Source organism: Dolichospermum sp. UHCC 0259, assembly GCF_009711935.1.
Taxonomy (GTDB): domain Bacteria; phylum Cyanobacteriota; class Cyanobacteriia; order Cyanobacteriales; family Nostocaceae; genus Dolichospermum.
Genome location: NZ_VIKX01000056.1, coordinates 1 through 14,614 on the forward strand (window position 1 = coordinate 1; position 14,614 = coordinate 14,614).

The 14,614-nt window shown below is 37.0% G+C and carries 17 protein-coding genes and 4 pseudogenes; 14 read left to right on the forward strand and 7 right to left on the reverse strand.

Annotation, left to right across the window (positions count from 1 at the left end; all coding sequences use genetic code 11):
- Window positions 1–198 (forward strand): annotated as a pseudogene (locus tag FJR05_RS27140) (hypothetical protein); the annotation flags it as partial.
- 330 nt (window positions 199–528) lie between these two features.
- On the opposite strand, the gene FJR05_RS04440 reads toward FJR05_RS27140, so the two are convergent.
- Complete coding sequence (locus tag FJR05_RS04440; protein ID WP_168642985.1) at window positions 529–2,277, reverse strand: M61 family metallopeptidase; 1,749 nt, start codon at window positions 2,275–2,277, stop codon at window positions 529–531.
- A gap of 5 nt (window positions 2,278–2,282) precedes the next feature.
- Between FJR05_RS04440 and FJR05_RS04445 the strand changes: the two genes are divergently transcribed.
- The 5 genes from FJR05_RS04445 (at window position 2,283) to FJR05_RS04465 (ending at window position 5,887) form a co-directional block, all read left to right on the forward strand.
- On the forward strand, window positions 2,283–2,852 hold the full coding sequence (locus tag FJR05_RS04445; RefSeq protein WP_371416797.1) for a DUF29 domain-containing protein: 570 nt from the start codon (window positions 2,283–2,285) through the stop codon (window positions 2,850–2,852).
- Window positions 2,853–3,025: 173 nt separating this feature from the next.
- On the forward strand, window positions 3,026–3,238 hold the full coding sequence (locus tag FJR05_RS04450; protein ID WP_039200714.1) for a hypothetical protein: 213 nt from the start codon (window positions 3,026–3,028) through the stop codon (window positions 3,236–3,238).
- Between the two features lie 223 nt (window positions 3,239–3,461).
- Window positions 3,462–4,709 (forward strand): GNAT family N-acetyltransferase, encoded by a 1,248-nt coding sequence (locus FJR05_RS04455; protein ID WP_168642986.1) that lies wholly within the window; start codon window positions 3,462–3,464, stop codon window positions 4,707–4,709.
- Window positions 4,696–5,187 carry a Holliday junction resolvase RuvX gene (gene ruvX, locus FJR05_RS04460; protein WP_168642987.1) on the forward strand — a complete coding sequence of 164 codons (492 nt, stop codon included), beginning with the start codon at window positions 4,696–4,698 and terminating at the stop codon, window positions 5,185–5,187. The genes FJR05_RS04455 and ruvX overlap by 14 nt, the downstream gene beginning before the upstream one ends.
- Before the next feature lie 127 nt (window positions 5,188–5,314).
- The gene (locus FJR05_RS04465) at window positions 5,315–5,887 is read left to right on the forward strand and encodes a DUF3727 domain-containing protein (RefSeq protein ID WP_168642988.1); all 573 of its coding nucleotides are present in this window, start codon (window positions 5,315–5,317) and stop codon (window positions 5,885–5,887) included.
- 170 nt (window positions 5,888–6,057) lie between these two features.
- Here the strand turns inward: FJR05_RS04465 and FJR05_RS04470 are convergent, their stop codons facing one another.
- Window positions 6,058–6,405 carry a hypothetical protein gene (locus tag FJR05_RS04470; protein ID WP_174783576.1) on the reverse strand — a complete coding sequence of 116 codons (348 nt, stop codon included), beginning with the start codon at window positions 6,403–6,405 and terminating at the stop codon, window positions 6,058–6,060.
- A gap of 37 nt (window positions 6,406–6,442) precedes the next feature.
- Here FJR05_RS04470 and FJR05_RS04475 point away from each other — a divergent pair.
- Window positions 6,443–6,706 (forward strand): annotated as a pseudogene (locus FJR05_RS04475) (transposase); the annotation flags it as partial.
- Window positions 6,627–6,962 (forward strand): DUF29 domain-containing protein, encoded by a 336-nt coding sequence (locus FJR05_RS04480; protein WP_254446718.1) that lies wholly within the window; start codon window positions 6,627–6,629, stop codon window positions 6,960–6,962. The pseudogene FJR05_RS04475 and the gene FJR05_RS04480, both read left to right, overlap by 80 nt.
- A gap of 108 nt (window positions 6,963–7,070) precedes the next feature.
- Here FJR05_RS04480 and FJR05_RS04485 read toward each other — a convergent pair whose 3' ends face one another.
- The 4 genes and pseudogenes from FJR05_RS04485 to FJR05_RS04500 all read right to left on the reverse strand — a co-directional run bounded on the left by FJR05_RS04485 (window position 7,071) and on the right by FJR05_RS04500 (window position 8,157).
- Complete coding sequence (locus FJR05_RS04485; RefSeq protein ID WP_168642989.1) at window positions 7,071–7,340, reverse strand: type II toxin-antitoxin system mRNA interferase toxin, RelE/StbE family; 270 nt, start codon at window positions 7,338–7,340, stop codon at window positions 7,071–7,073.
- The gene (locus FJR05_RS04490; protein ID WP_168642990.1) at window positions 7,327–7,587 is read right to left on the reverse strand and encodes a hypothetical protein; all 261 of its coding nucleotides are present in this window, start codon (window positions 7,585–7,587) and stop codon (window positions 7,327–7,329) included. The genes FJR05_RS04485 and FJR05_RS04490 overlap by 14 nt, the downstream gene beginning before the upstream one ends.
- On the reverse strand, window positions 7,580–7,804 hold the full coding sequence (locus FJR05_RS04495) for a hypothetical protein (RefSeq protein ID WP_254446720.1): 225 nt from the start codon (window positions 7,802–7,804) through the stop codon (window positions 7,580–7,582). Before FJR05_RS04495 ends, FJR05_RS04490 begins: the two co-directional genes overlap by 8 nt.
- A gap of 32 nt (window positions 7,805–7,836) precedes the next feature.
- Window positions 7,837–8,157, reverse strand: a pseudogene (locus FJR05_RS04500) (hypothetical protein).
- Window positions 8,158–8,290: 133 nt separating this feature from the next.
- Here FJR05_RS04500 and FJR05_RS04505 point away from each other — a divergent pair.
- The 6 genes from FJR05_RS04505 to FJR05_RS04530 all read left to right on the forward strand — a co-directional run bounded on the left by FJR05_RS04505 (window position 8,291) and on the right by FJR05_RS04530 (window position 12,982).
- Window positions 8,291–8,521, forward strand: coding sequence for a type II toxin-antitoxin system Phd/YefM family antitoxin (locus FJR05_RS04505; protein ID WP_168642998.1), 231 nt, complete (start codon window positions 8,291–8,293; stop codon window positions 8,519–8,521).
- A gap of 2 nt (window positions 8,522–8,523) precedes the next feature.
- Window positions 8,524–8,934: a type II toxin-antitoxin system VapC family toxin gene (locus tag FJR05_RS04510; RefSeq protein ID WP_168642991.1), complete on the forward strand. Its 411-nt coding sequence runs from the start codon at window positions 8,524–8,526 to the stop codon at window positions 8,932–8,934.
- Between the two features lie 111 nt (window positions 8,935–9,045).
- Window positions 9,046–9,630 (forward strand): Uma2 family endonuclease, encoded by a 585-nt coding sequence (locus FJR05_RS04515; protein WP_168642992.1) that lies wholly within the window; start codon window positions 9,046–9,048, stop codon window positions 9,628–9,630.
- A gap of 124 nt (window positions 9,631–9,754) precedes the next feature.
- Complete coding sequence (locus FJR05_RS04520) at window positions 9,755–10,282, forward strand: YqeG family HAD IIIA-type phosphatase (protein ID WP_168642993.1); 528 nt, start codon at window positions 9,755–9,757, stop codon at window positions 10,280–10,282.
- Window positions 10,283–10,568: 286 nt separating this feature from the next.
- Entirely contained in the window at window positions 10,569–11,678 is a 1,110-nt protein-coding gene (gene proB, locus FJR05_RS04525; RefSeq protein ID WP_168642994.1) for a glutamate 5-kinase, read from the forward strand.
- 116 nt (window positions 11,679–11,794) lie between these two features.
- Window positions 11,795–12,982: an FtsW/RodA/SpoVE family cell cycle protein gene (locus tag FJR05_RS04530; RefSeq protein WP_168642995.1), complete on the forward strand. Its 1,188-nt coding sequence runs from the start codon at window positions 11,795–11,797 to the stop codon at window positions 12,980–12,982.
- Between the two features lie 170 nt (window positions 12,983–13,152).
- Here the strand turns inward: FJR05_RS04530 and FJR05_RS04535 are convergent.
- Window positions 13,153–14,559, reverse strand: a pseudogene (locus tag FJR05_RS04535) (serine/threonine protein kinase); the annotation flags it as partial.
- Between the last annotated feature and the right edge of the window lie 55 nt (window positions 14,560–14,614).

Consider the following 14,614-nt stretch of genomic DNA (forward strand, 5'->3'; position numbering starts at 1 on the left):
AATAGCCCCCCTATTCTCTCTCAAATTCACAATTTTTTGCTTGACAGACCACTAGATTATTTACATCGTGTGAAAGCTACACGGAAAGATCATCCTCTAGCCAAATTTGCAGGTATTACCCTTGCAGACATTCAAGCCTGTCTTACCTATGCTAGTGCTTCTCTAAAATCTGAAAAAATCTACGCTATTCCGGCCTAATTCATGCGTTTTCTAGCTAACGAAAACTTCTCCTTTTAATCCATCTTTTCATCCTGTTAATCCTTTAATCCTGGACATTATCTCGACTTCGCTCGATAACCACCTGATTCAGACAAGAATTAAAATTAAACTTCCCAGTCCTCAAGTAGTTATAGCTATGAAAATCACTTGCTAATCCATCTGGAATACAAATGAATAACTACACAAAACACAGCAGCATTTATAACTTCTTTAGGGGCAGGATTTTGTTGGGTTTTGTTCCATTGCTCCGCGAACGTTCAAGTTCCACAACCCAACCTACCGTATAATTACTAATTCAGACAATTAATATTACTGAATACTCGACAGCGGCACACCCAACCACCCGGCAAAATTCTCCATTTCTGACGAAGAAGGATTTTCCACAGCTTTAAGTTGATACCTACTAGGAATTGATGCAGCTAGAGTAACAGAATAAATCCGCAATTCATCTTGATGAAAAACAGTAACTTGAATAGAATCATTCGCTCGATAATCTTTCAAACGTTCATTTAACTGATTTCCCACCCTAATACCATCAATTGCTAACAATTCATCTCCAGCATCAATTCCCGCAAATTGTGCCGGTGAACCCGCTTCCACAAACTTAATTATCTCCCGACCATGTTCAGTATTTATCCTCACACCCAAATAAGGTTCTTCATTCTTTTCTTCCACTAATTGCAAACCAAAAGGTTGCAAATATTCATTAAAAGGTAAATCTTCCAAACCATGAAGATAGCGGTTAAAGAAATCCCCTAAATCCATACCCGCTACAGACTCAATCACACCCTCTAATTGTTCAGGAGTATAACCAACTTCATCCTTTCCAAACTCCTCCCACATTTGCCGCATCACATCATCCAAAGACCGCTGATTCCCATGATGAACGCGAATTAATAAATCTAGCAAAAGTGAAATCATTTCCCCTTTGATATAATAGGAGATTTGGGAATTAGCACTATTAGCATCTGGACGATAAAGTTTAATCCAAGCATCGAAACTTGACTCCGATAAAGGTTGTACCTTCCGTCCTGGAGTCATTAAATATCTAGTAATTTCCTTACTCAAATAATTCAAATATGCCTTGGTGTTATAAATACCTGCCCGTAAAGGAATAATTAAATCATAATAACTGGTTGTTCCCTCACAAAACCACAAAGATGGTGTATAATTTTCTTGATCATAATCAAACACTTCCAAACCTAAAGGACGAATTCTTTTAACATTCCATAAATGAAAGAATTCATGTGCCACCAATTGCAAAAACGGCTCATATTTATCCAGAGTCCGAAATCCAAATCTCTGATAAATTAAAGAACAAGAATTTTTATGTTCTAAACCACCAAAACCCTGCTGAAGCAAATGCAGAAAAAATACATATCTATCATAAGGTAAACCACCAAACATTCGTGATTCTACTTCAATAATTTTTTGACAATCAGCAATCATTTGCTGTGGTTGAAAATTTCCTTTTCCCCAAACTGCTAATTCATGGGGTTTTCCCAAAACTTCAAAATTGTATAATTTATGAAAACCAATTTCAAAAGGACAATCAACTAAAGTATCAAAATCTGCCGCTAAAAAAGTATTTTTTGTTTCTGCAAATATTGGTAAACCAGTAGTTACTTGCCATTGAGGGTTAGCTGGAATTACCCTAATGTATATGGGTAAATTTTCCCAACCAGGGATTCTGAAAAATAACGCCGCCCCATTAAAATAACCGTGAGTAGCATCTAAATGATTCGTTCTAACTGTCAGTTCATTAGCAAATATACGATAATGAATAGTTATTTCTGAAAAATCGCCTTTTTCTACTTGCCAATGATTTTTACTAACCTTATGCCAGGATAAAGGTTCATGATCAGCAAAAGCCGCAAAATCTTGTAAATGTCTCTCATATTCCCGCACCAAATATGAACCAGGAGTCCACACAGGCATTTTTAAATCGAGAACTGCTGACGGATAGTTAACAATGTGTAAAGTCACCTCAAACAGATGGGTTTCTGGTTGAGACATTCCCACCAAGTAATGAATTTGTGGAGAGAGTTCGGAAATCATTTTGTGTGTTGAGTTTTGAGTTACTTATCCATGATCAACAGTCTATGGTTAATCGTCAAGTCCAGGCATATAAAATTAATAATATGATGTGTTTATATGCAAGATTTGGGAAAAAACAAGTCAAGGAGTTATCAATTATGACAGTACCTGATGACGAACTGGTTTTTCAGTCACCATATTTAGCTGTAGTGAAAGCAAAACAACTGCTAGAGGAGGGGAAAATGCAAGAAGTTGATTATATTTTAGAGAGTTTAGCCGAGTCTATGGGGCGATCAGAAAAAAGAGCAGTCATTAGTCAATTAACTCGATTGATATTGCATATAATTAAGTGGAAATGTCAACCGGAAAAACGTAGCCCTAGTTGGGTAATTTCTATTCGTTCAGCTAGGGCAGAAATTACTGCTAGTCAAGAAGAAGTGCCAAGTCTTAATCGAGATTTTTTGGAGTCCATTTGGGATAAGTGTTTTTTGGCTGCAAAACAGGATGCTAGAGATGAAATGGGCAAAAAACCAGATATTATTGCTTTAAGTTGGGATGAGGTTTTTAACGAAACTTTTACACTTTGGGAAGATTAGAAAATTTCTAGGTGGTAAAAAATCAGGTTATTTATCTAGATTCTTGGCTGTTCCCTCTTTCCCAATCATTACACTTCATTGCGAAATTAGGCAGTTAAGTAAAAAAAATGATAACTTCTGATCTAGTCTAGCAAAGCAATTACACCTAATTCATCAAGGAGAACTCAGTGGCAATGGAATCAAATGTACTAACGGGCGCAACTGTAGACAACCAAGATATAAGCGAATACGTTGCTCATCTACAACTGCACATGACACTACAAGCTCGCAACTTGGTTCCCAACTTAGTTCCCAACTTCAAACAAACAATTCAAGATAGTCGTCAACAATTACTGCATCAAACCCAAGCTGAATTTGAAAAATTCGCTTCTCGTCAAGGTCTATAGATTTAAAAGTATTTTTAGTAGAATTATCCTAGAATAGAAGCAGACATTGTGGTTTTCACCCCAAGGGTATACTCACAGTTTCTGCTTTTTATATTTTTTTACGCATTTAGTTAAGAAAATCACTCTTTGGAAGCAAGACCTAAGAGCAAAAAGCCATTAAAATGATTGCAGTATTACATCACCAATCATATTTTGTAAAGGTTAAATGGCGGCTTGAATCAAAATGACTTCACTACTCCCTCGAAACCTCAGCGTTGTTATCCGACCGGTCCAGCATCGGGATTTGGAAGGAATCGATCGCTTAACTCAAGAATCATTGTCTCATCTTTCTGCCCAAGAAGCTGATGCGGCCATCGGGCAAATGCAATGGTTAAAACGCTGGTATGGGTTACTCAAATTCTTAAGTTGGTTTCCCAATCCATTACAGTACCGCTTCTGGGGCTATGTTGCCGAACAGGGAAGAATACTACTGGGAATGATTCAAGTATCGCCTTTTAACCGCACTCGCAGCACTTGGCGAATTGATCGGGTGATGTTAGCAGCAACAGGCGATCGCCTGGGAGTAGGTTCACAACTACTGCGCCATTGCTTTGAATCCATTTTAGAAGCCCGGACGTGGATATTAGAAGTTAATATCAATGATGTTGATGCCCTAGCCCTGTATCGCCACAATGGATTTCAACGACTAGCAGAAATGACATACTGGGAAATTAGTCCCCAGTTATTAGCAGAATTAATTCAAACCGAGCCAGATTTACCCAACCTTTTACCGGTGAGTAATGCTGATGCTCCCTTACTATATCAACTAGATACAGCATCAATGCCACCCTTGGTAAGGCAAGTATTTGATCGGCACACCCACGACTTTAAAACCACTTTAGTTGGGGCTATTAGTGATGCCCTCAAGCAGTGGATGACAAAAACTGAAGTTGTCAGTGGTTACGTCTTTGAACCCCAGCGGAAAGCAGCCATTGGTTACTTTCAGGTGCAACTTGATCGCACCGGCACAAAACCCCATATCGCCACCCTGACAGTTCATCCTGCCTATACTTGGTTGTATCCTGAACTATTATCTCAATTAGCCCGCATCGCCCAAGATTTTCCCCAACAAGGATTACAATTAGCTTCCTCTGATTATCAACCAGAAAGAGAAGAATATTTAGAGCGAATTGGGGCTAAACGCAAAGAACATACCCTAATCATGTCCCGTTCTGTCTGGCATAAACTCCGAGAATCGAAATTTGTCTCTTTAGAAGGGATTCAGTGGCAGGAAATGTTACAAGGGCTGCAACCCACCCGGAAACCCATTCCTGGAGGGATGTCATGGATGCCCCAACCACAGCAGGTACAGCCAGAAAGAACTATACCAGTGCAGTCGGAAATTGTTGCGTTCACTCATCAAAACCCTAATATAATAGACACACCTTGTCCATCAGATTCAGTCCCAGATGAACCCCATGAGCAACAATAGCGTCATCTCTCAACAGCCATCAAAATCATTTATTTCCGCCTTGGGTGTGGATGTTGGTAGTAAACGCATTGGTTTAGCTGGGTGTGATGGCACAGGGTTAATTGCTACAGGTATAACCACAATTGAGCGCAAGTCATTTGTCGAAGATGTCGAGAAAATTCAGCAAATAGTCAATGAGCGACAAGTGCAGATTCTCGTTGTTGGTTTACCTTATTCAATGGATGGTTCTATCGGTTTTCAAGCCCGTCATGTCCAAAAATTTGCGGCTAGATTGGCAGAAGCACTGAAACTTCCCTTAGAATATATGGATGAAAGATTAACTTCTTATCAAGCAGAACAACTGCTAATAGCTGAAAATCGCTCTCCATCAAGAAATAAGGGTTTAATTGACCGTAAGGCTGCTGCATTGATTTTACAACAGTGGCTAGATGCTAGACGTAGTTCAGCAATGCGATCGGTAACATTTACTGATGAGTGATCCCTTTTAACATGGTATTCTAAAAACTATTACTTCTATCTCTCAATTTATGGTTGACATCGGCTGTCATTTAGCGGTTCAATGATTTCCATATATAAGAGTATTGTTACAGTTACATAATTCAGCTATGTATTCATCTCCACTCCCTGAAGACAATGATCACGATTCCGAAAGTTCTCTGATTTTAACAGATGAGCTAAAACGAACACTAGAATGTTACATCGAGCATACCCTGGATGTAGAGGGAGAAAAATATGTTCTCCTTCTGCCTGTAGATGCACCAATAGAAATTTTTGCTTGGCAAGCCGATGGCGATGAAGAAGAAGCCGTCTTGGTGGAAGATGATGAGATGATAGAGGAAATTTTCGGGACTGCTCAAGCGGTTCTTTCTGAGCAAAACCTGATTCTCAAGAATACTGCTTATGCTTTGACTGTAGCAGGTGAGTTGCCTCCTGAAGATGAATCGAAATTCTTTACTTTAGAAATTGAAGATGAGGAAAATGGTTTAGAACCAGAGCAATTAATGGAAATTGCCACTTTTTATCATGATGATCAGGAGTATGCAATTTATACTCCCCTTGATCCTCTGTTATTTTTTGCCAGAATTACGAAAACAGGTGAACCAGAATTACTTTCTCCTGAAGAGTTTCGTAAATTTCAACCTCTTTTAGAAGAACATCTTTTTAATGAAGTTGAGTAATTGGTAATTGGTGATTGGTAATTGGTAATTGGTGATTGTTGACTTAATTACTTTTACCTTTTGCCTTTTGCCTTTTGCCTTTTGCCTTTTGCCTTTTGCCTTTTGCCTTTTGCCTTTTGCCTTTTGCCTTTTGCCTTTTGCCTTCTTAACTTTATGTTTGCTATAATTATTTATCTTAATAAACCTATTGATTGTAAACTGCTTAGTAATTGAGCAACACCTTGTGCTGCTAATCCAACACCAGCAGATAGTGAAGCTGCAATTTCAAGAACTCTTCGTAAATTACTAGACTTATCTTGTGCATCATCTAAATCATCTTTTCCAGCTTGAATCTCAATTTTAATATTATTAGCTATAGTATCATTTTTATGATTTAGAGAATCAACTAAATTTTCCATTTTTTCAATCCGTTGTTCTTTTGATTTCATGCGATTTTTCAAATTTTCTAACTTACCATCCATTTGGGTTTTAACTTCACCAATTTTTTCTTTACACTCTTCTACCTTAACGGGTGACAAGGCGGTTGAAGATGAGATGTGGCAATAATTTGAGAAAGTGACATTGGTATGGGGTACTCATGCTCTCCCACTATATTGGGAAACATTAAATCATGTCGGAAATAGTAATTTACAAACACAAAAAAGATTGATAAAGACGGCAATAAAGTTGTTAAAAAAATGTCGAATTTTGGTGTTAGCAGACAGAGAATTTCATAGTCCAAAACTAGCTAAATGGCTTGATGAACAAGGAGTTTACTTTGCTCTACGTCAGAAGAAAAACCTTTATTTTCAAGAAAAACCTGAACAAGAATATCAAGTGGAATTATCAACCAGGAAAACGATCTCCCAGTTGGTCTTATAGCATTATTGAACACTCTCGCAGACTAAACAAAGCCTTGAAAAATAGTCCTAGTCTGAAGCCTTACTTCGATGCTGTCTTTGATGAATGTTATAATGAAGCTTGTAAAGTTGCTGCTGTTGAAACCCAACTTCCTTTAACTACTTTTCCTGAATCATCTCCCTTTACTAAATCTGATGTGTTAGATGTTAATATTGATGATTATTTTATTGAATAAAATCTATTTAAAGTAAGTTGCTAGTTAGGTACGCTGTCTGATAGCGTGGCGCAAGCCATATCAGGATGTCCAGGATTTAAGGATTTACAGGATGAAAATAGCTATGGGTTAATAAACTTCATCGTGGCTACCAATATTAACTAAAATAATTGTTTCATCTTGTAGTAAAAATACACAAACAATCCGATATTCGTAGGTGAGACTACATGAATAAAATTCGCTGAGTTCACCTTTTAATTTATGTGTTTTTAGCGAAGGATCGAAAGGATCGATTTTTAGCTTTTCTAATACTTCTCCATATTTATCAACTAAATGAGGACGTTTTTTAAACAATTTGCTTTCTTTCCGCGTATAGTCATCATCTTTAACTAATTTCATCTTTTAAGTCTTGAATATATGTTTTTATATCGCCAATCTCACTAAAGCTAGACAAATCGCCCTGTTTTATTTTTTGTAAAGTTCTTAAACATTGATCTTTATCTATTTTTAGGTCTTCATCTTCACTAAATTCTTGGACTATCTCGCTATTAATTCCTAACCTAAAGTAGTGAATTAACTCATATAGTGCTTGTAGTTTAGATTCAGGAATATATTGTAATTCGTTAATGATGTCATCTTTAATCATAATGAAGTACCCAGTTATATAAAAGTTCAGGTTTACCTAAGTCTGTCAATGGTTGACTATCAAAAATAGCAGTTCTTAATTTATCTTGATCTAAAAAAGTCCAATCAAGACTTTGTACATCTTGTTTATTCATAGCTAAATATTCAGTAAATCCTGTATCTAATATTGTCTCTACAGGAAAACTGAAATCATCCCCACCAATTAAATCAATTTCCAAATAAATTTGTCCATTTTCTCCAAATCTTCCCTCTATCTTATGCGGCCACTAACTCCCGTTTCATTAATGCCATAAATATGATGAATGACATTAGGATACTTTTCTCTAGCCATTTTACTAGCTACTTCTTGATCCTGATCTATGAAATAATCACCACTATCAGGTTCAATCGCAATGTACCAACCATAGTATTTATCGAGTATTTCTGGTTTTAAACGTTAAAAAATTACCCAACAACGCTCAGAAAATGCCTGTCTTCTCGCTCTATCTTGGGCTTTTTGTTCATCAGTCCATTGAATTTCGGGAAATACCCTCCCACGTCTCACAACTCTTTCTGATGTAGATTTTGTCATGATTAATTACCGAATTAAAGTGTATTATTTATTTTAGCATATTATTGATTGAGAACAAAGGTAAAATCTTTTAAAACAGAATACAATGGAATATATACGCCCAATTCTCATCCCCCCAACCCTAGTACCCACCATGACACAAATCACCATTTCCGAACTTCCCCAAATCCTGCAAACTCTAATTAATCAAGCTAAAAAAACAGGTGAACCTCTGACAATTACAGAAAATGGTATTCCCCTGGCAATTATTTCTCCTATTAAGAAAAAATCCCTTCTGCAAACACTTTCCACCCTTGAACCTCTAGACGAAGAATTTGCAGATGTAGATGCAGGACTATTACCCCTAGATGATATCGAGTTTTAACCATGAGTTATTTATATTTATTAGATACAAACATCCTTTCTGAACTTATCAAAAATCCGAGAGGTGTAATTTTTTCTAAAATTCAAGAAGTAGGAGAAGATAAAATTTGTACAAGTATTATTGTAGCTTGTGAGTCAAGATTTGGAGCGCGGAATAAAAATTCCCTAAAACTGATAGAAAAACTAGAAGTAATTTTGGATAGCATAGAAATACTACCCATTACTCATCCTATTGAGGAATATTATGCAGAAATCCGTACTTATTTAGAACAACAAGGAACACCCATTGGAGGTAATGATTTATTAATTGCTGCTCATGCAATAAGTTTAAATCTAACTGTAATTACAAACAATGTCCGTGAATTTTCCCGTGTACCTAATTTGCAGGTAGAAAACTGGTTAAAAACCAATTAAAAAAGAAAACGTGATTACCCAGATCCCCGACTTCTCAAAGAAGTTGGGGATCTAAAGTCTCTACAGAGCTATAATATGTTCATAAATTACCAGCTTTAGCCTTAAAATATTATGACTATTGCACAAGAAACTCGTTACTATTCCCCTGAAGAATATCTAGAACTAGAAGTAAATTCAGATATACGTCACGAATATATTGATGGAGTCATTATCCCCATGACAGGTGGAACACCAAATCATAATCAAATTGCCGGCAATTTCTATGCTGTGCTAAATTTTGCTCTCAAACGTCAACCTTATCAAGTTTTTGTTACAGATCAACGTCTTTGGATTCCTAATAAGCGCATTCATACTTACCCAGATATCATGGTAATTCAAAATCCTTTGGTGTATGAAGAAGGGAGAAAAGACACTTTAACTAACCCGATAATGATTGCTGAAGTTTTATCAAAATCTACCAGCAGCAATGATCGAGATCAAAAATTTGCTGCTTATCGAACTATTTCTACTTTACAAGAATATATTTTAATTGACCAATACACAATGCACGTTGAACAATACTGGAAAACTGATAATAATAAATGGATTTTTTCAGAATTTACTGATGAAAATACTAGCTTAAATTTAGCTTCTGTTCCCTGTCAAATTTTGTTGGCAGATATTTATGATAAAGTAGATTTTCATGCTGAAGTTTAGAGTTGAAACTACTAACCTGCTTGATGCAAGCCCGGTTAAGTAGGTTTTGACGATAAATGTAGAATCCTCGTGTCTTTAGTCCGGGGAGTGTCAATTAAGAAAGTGAATTTAATTATACGCAATTATGACTCGCAACCATCTATTAGAGCCTAACTTGATTTTAGCAGGTTCAGTTTTGACGCTGACACCAGATGTGATCCAACAATATGGGCTGAAAGGGCTAGTATTAGATGTGGATGAAACTTTAGTTCCGATGACAACAAGTTCTACTTTCCCAGAATTGCAAGCATGGGTGGAAGAAATTCGGACTTGTACAGCATTGTGGTTAGTCAGTAATAATTTAAGTGAAGCGCGAATTGGTGGTATTGCCCGTTCTCTAGATTTACCTTATTATTTGGGTGCGGCTAAACCCTCCCGACGGAAAATTCGGGCGGCCTTACAGGAGATGAATTTACCGGCACATCAAGTGGGGATGGTAGGCGATCGCTTGTTTACTGATGTTTTAGCCGGTAATCGCTTGGGAATGTTTACAATTTTAGTCGAACCAATTATCCATCCCGATTTTACAGCTATCCGTTCCCATCCTATCCGTAATATTGAAGTGTGGATATCAGAGATATTGGGCGCATCTATTACAAGAAAGAGGCAGTAAGGATTTTTCTGTGTTGATTAAGATACAAATCTTAACAGGAAGTTATAATTCGTCAGGAAACTAAATCTAAAGAAATAATTAAGAAAACCTATAGTTTGCACAAAATCAGAGATTATTGATGTTGATAACATCAGGGTCAGCTAAAAAAGACCCTAGCAGATAATAGATAAATATAAACCCGTACAGCGTCAACCTTCACTATAGAGGGATTGGCGCTGTATAATTTTTGGGGAACAACCAACAACTGACAACTGACCACTGACAAATGACCACTGACAAATGACAAATGACCAAAACAATTGTTGTTAAAATCGGTACTTCTAGCCTAACTCAACCAGAAACAGGACAATTAGCCCTTTCTAGTATTGCTACTTTGGCGGAAACTCTGTGTGATTTGAGACGACAGGGACATCGAGTAATTTTAGTTTCTTCTGGTGCGGTGGGAGTCGGTTGTGCGCGGTTGGGTTTAACGGAACGTCCCAAAACTATAGCTTTAAAACAGGCTGTAGCAGCAGTGGGACAGGGGAGATTAATGCGTATATATGATGATTTATTTAGTATTTTGCAACAACCTATTGCTCAAGTATTATTAACTAGAGCAGATTTGGTACAACGTAGCCGCTATCTTAATGCTAATAATACTTTTCAAGAATTACTCGGGTTGGGAGTAATTCCCATAGTTAATGAAAATGATACAGTAGCGGTAGAAGAATTAAAATTTGGGGATAATGATACTCTGTCTGCATTAGTAGCTAGTTTAGTAGAAGCAGATTGGCTGTTTTTATTAACGGATGTTGATAGCTTATATTCAGCAGATCCTCGTTCTGTGCCGGATGCTAAACCGATTAGTTTGGTTAGTAGTATGCAAGAACTGACAGATTTACAGATTCAAACTGGTGGACAGGGTTCTCAATGGGGGACTGGGGGGATGATGACGAAAATTTCGGCGGCGAGAATTGCGATCGCTGCTGGTATCCGCACAGTGATTACTCAAGGACAATTTCCCCGAAACATTGAAAAAATTATCCAAGGTGAACTGATTGGTACACATTTTGCACCACAACCAGAACCAACCTCAGCCCGGAAACGTTGGATAGCCTATGGTTTGATTCCGGGGGGAAAATTATATTTAGACGAAGGGGCGATCGCCGCCGTTGTCAAAGCGGGGAAATCCTTATTAGCAGCGGGAATTAAAGCCATAGAAGGGGAATTTGACAATCAAGAAGCAGTGCAATTATGTGATAGTAATGGTAATGAAATTGCTAGAGGGTTGGTGAATTATAATAGTGAAGAATTACAGAAAATTTGCGGACGACATTCACGGGAAATTCCATCAATTCTAGGTTATGAAGGCGCAGATACCGTGATTCACCGCGATAACTTAGTTTTAATTTAAATACAGAAAGAAGGAGTCAGGAGTCAGGAGTCAGGAGTCAGAAGAAAGAAAGGAGGAAGAAGAAAGAAGAATAGTTTATTACCAATCACCAATCACCAATTACCAATTACCAAATTGTGAATCTACTCCGTTTAATCCCAATTTTCGATAATTCCGTTTCTAGCTGGGGTTTAGAAGCCCGATTATTGCGCTGGCTAACATTAATGTGGATGTTTATTGGTTTAATCATCCTTTTTTCCGCATCCTATCCCGTTGCCGATGCCCGTCATGATGATGGGTTGTATTATTTTAAACGGCAAATTTTGTGGGCGATCGCTTCCTTAATTATTTTCAACATCATTGTTAATCTGCCATTGCGAAAAATCTTGGGTGTATCTCATTGGTTTTTAATATTTTTCCTGATGTTGATTTTTCTGACATTAGTACCAGGATTAGGAAAAAAAGCCTTTGATGCCGCTAGATGGATAGCCATTGGACCAATTCCTATCCAACCATCAGAATTAATTAAACCTTTTTTAGTATTACAAAGTGCCACACTTTTTGGCCAGTGGGAAAAACTGCGTTGGGGAATTAGGTTATCTTGGTTAGGTGTTTTTGGTCTTGTTCTCTTAGGAATTCTTGCCCAACCTAACTTAAGTACCACAGCACTTTGCGGAATGACAATTTGGTTTATTGCCTTAGCCGCAGGAATACCATATAAATACTTGGGAGGAACAGCCATTGGTGGGGTAATGTTAGCATTACTCAGTATTAGTATCAAAGAATATCAACGCAAACGCATTATGTCCTTTATGAATCCTTGGGCTGATGCTACAGGAGATGGTTATCAGTTAGTACAAAGTTTATTAGCTGTAGGTTCAGGTCAAACTTGGGGGTCTGGATTTGGACTTTCTCAACAAAAATTATTCTATTTACCAATTCAAGATACTGATTTTATTTTCGCAATTTATTCCGAAGAATTTGGTTTTATTGGCAGTATTTTACTATTAATAATGTTAGCCATATTTGCCACTTTAGGATTAATTATTGCGCTCAAATCCAAAAATATCACATCCAAATTAGTGGCAATTGGTGTAGTAGTTGTCATGATTGGCCAATCATTATTACATATTGGTGTAACGACAGGTGCTTTACCAACTACAGGTTTACCCTTACCTATGTTTAGTTATGGTGGTAATTCAATGGTTGCCAGTTTGCTATCTTCTGCGTTATTAATTCGCGTAGCTAGAGAGGGTAGTGAAGCAGAGGTAGTCCCTTTACGAAAAACACAGCCGCAAAATCGCACAAGAAAACGATTCTTTTAAATTGATTCTATCCCCGTTCCTTAAATAATCATCCTTTGTAGGGTGCGTCAGACGCGATAATTTGATAAAAAACAGATTTTCTCTATCTGACGCACCCTACTCAATAAGTTATTCCCAAATCCGAAAAAAACTCCGTCCACAACAGGTTTTTACTCCTGACTCCTGCTATACTATAAATTACTAGGTACTGTTTTAAATTTATCTATTGAACCTAGAGAATAATCCTCTAATTTAAAATCAGCAAAAGGCTTTTTCTCTAATCTATCTCTCAAGGCTTCATCTAATATTACCCCTTCAGCTTGTTTTTTGACACCAATGATAATAATACTGCGTTGATAAGCTGTTGAATCAAGGCTTGCTTGACAATCTTTTCTCTGAAATTGTCCCAGATTTAATAAGCGATAACCTTTCACACTGGGTGTGTTACTAAATATCTTTTTTCCTAATAATTGGATTTGTTTAGAACGTTCTAAGGCGCGACTTTGTTCGGCGGTAATATCACCTTCGCAAGAAGCTGTTCCTACAGAAATAATTTCGCTGGGATTTTCCATAATTTTTTGGATTCCTTCTTGTTCTAAATTAGATTTTAAGGAATCAAGACTCATAATTTGATCATTATATTTAATTTGATAAGTGCTGCCTAATTGCCATTTATATTCTACTGATAAAACTGCAATATTAAATTCGGCAACTCTTCCTTGACTATCTTTCCCTTCTTCATAGGGAAAATAATCAACTTTGCCCTGTTTAACTGGTGCTTGTCCATAGTCAGGAGGTAAAGCCGCAAATTTAGTATTTCTAAATGCTAATGATACCCACCAAAGTAGTAATAAAGAAACTATTAAAGCGGCAAACCAGGATAATAATGGTAATTTTTCAGGTTGTTTTGGCGGGGTAATAACGGTATTATTGGTAGTTGGGTTATTAACTATTTCTGTTTTTGCTAACCCGCCAATATTCACGGTTGCAGATGTATTTTCTGTAAGTTTATATTCAATTTCTGCTAATCTTCTAGAAATTTCTTCGGCATTGCTAGGACGTTGATTGACTGCCGTTGACATTAACCAATCAATGAAATCTAATAATAATGGAGAAACATGAGTTGCATGATGTCGCCATTGTAAAATATCTAAATGAGGATCATATAATTTTTCGGGTGACAATCCCGTTAATAAAAATACAAATGTCCGTCCTAAAGCAAAAAAGTCTGATGAAGGTATGGCTTGTCCTCGCATTTGTTCTGGAGGACTATAACCTGATGATGAAATTGCTGTCATTCCTCCACCATTTGTTAGATAGGTTCTGGTAATTTCTCTGGCTGTACCAAAGTCAATTAATACTAATTGTCCATCTGGACGAATCATGATATTTGATGGTTTAATATCTCTATGCAGATATTGTTGGTTATGAACTAAATCTAATATTTCTAATAGTTGTTTTAACCAGACTATGGCTTGGGCTTCAGAAATGGGACGGTTTTGTTGCTGTTTTAACCATTGTTCTAAATTTGGGCCTTCAATTTTTTCCATAACCATACAATGCAACAGGAGATTATTTCTGGTTTGATAGGGAAAATACAGGGCTATTTCATTCTAAAAGAGAGGATAAAATGGTAGAGATATCTAGGCATCT

Bases quoted from the DNA above. Each gene is read 5' to 3' on its own strand.
- FJR05_RS04440 (WP_168642985.1), bottom strand. From the start codon at position 2,277: ATGATTTCCGAACTCTCTCCACAAATTCATTACTTGGTGGGAATGTCT.
- FJR05_RS04450 (WP_039200714.1), top strand. From the start codon at position 3,026: ATGGAATCAAATGTACTAACGGGCGCAACTGTAGACAACCAAGATATA.
- FJR05_RS04455 (WP_168642986.1), top strand. From the start codon at position 3,462: ATGACTTCACTACTCCCTCGAAACCTCAGCGTTGTTATCCGACCGGTC.
- ruvX (WP_168642987.1), top strand. From the start codon at position 4,696: ATGAGCAACAATAGCGTCATCTCTCAACAGCCATCAAAATCATTTATT.
- FJR05_RS04465 (WP_168642988.1), top strand. From the start codon at position 5,315: ATGTATTCATCTCCACTCCCTGAAGACAATGATCACGATTCCGAAAGT.
- FJR05_RS04480 (WP_254446718.1), top strand. From the start codon at position 6,627: ATGAACAAGGAGTTTACTTTGCTCTACGTCAGAAGAAAAACCTTTATT.
- FJR05_RS04485 (WP_168642989.1), bottom strand. From the start codon at position 7,340: ATGAAATTAGTTAAAGATGATGACTATACGCGGAAAGAAAGCAAATTG.
- FJR05_RS04490 (WP_168642990.1), bottom strand. From the start codon at position 7,587: ATGATTAAAGATGACATCATTAACGAATTACAATATATTCCTGAATCT.
- FJR05_RS04505 (WP_168642998.1), top strand. From the start codon at position 8,291: ATGACACAAATCACCATTTCCGAACTTCCCCAAATCCTGCAAACTCTA.
- FJR05_RS04510 (WP_168642991.1), top strand. From the start codon at position 8,524: ATGAGTTATTTATATTTATTAGATACAAACATCCTTTCTGAACTTATC.
- FJR05_RS04515 (WP_168642992.1), top strand. From the start codon at position 9,046: ATGACTATTGCACAAGAAACTCGTTACTATTCCCCTGAAGAATATCTA.
- FJR05_RS04520 (WP_168642993.1), top strand. From the start codon at position 9,755: ATGACTCGCAACCATCTATTAGAGCCTAACTTGATTTTAGCAGGTTCA.
- proB (WP_168642994.1), top strand. From the start codon at position 10,569: ATGACCAAAACAATTGTTGTTAAAATCGGTACTTCTAGCCTAACTCAA.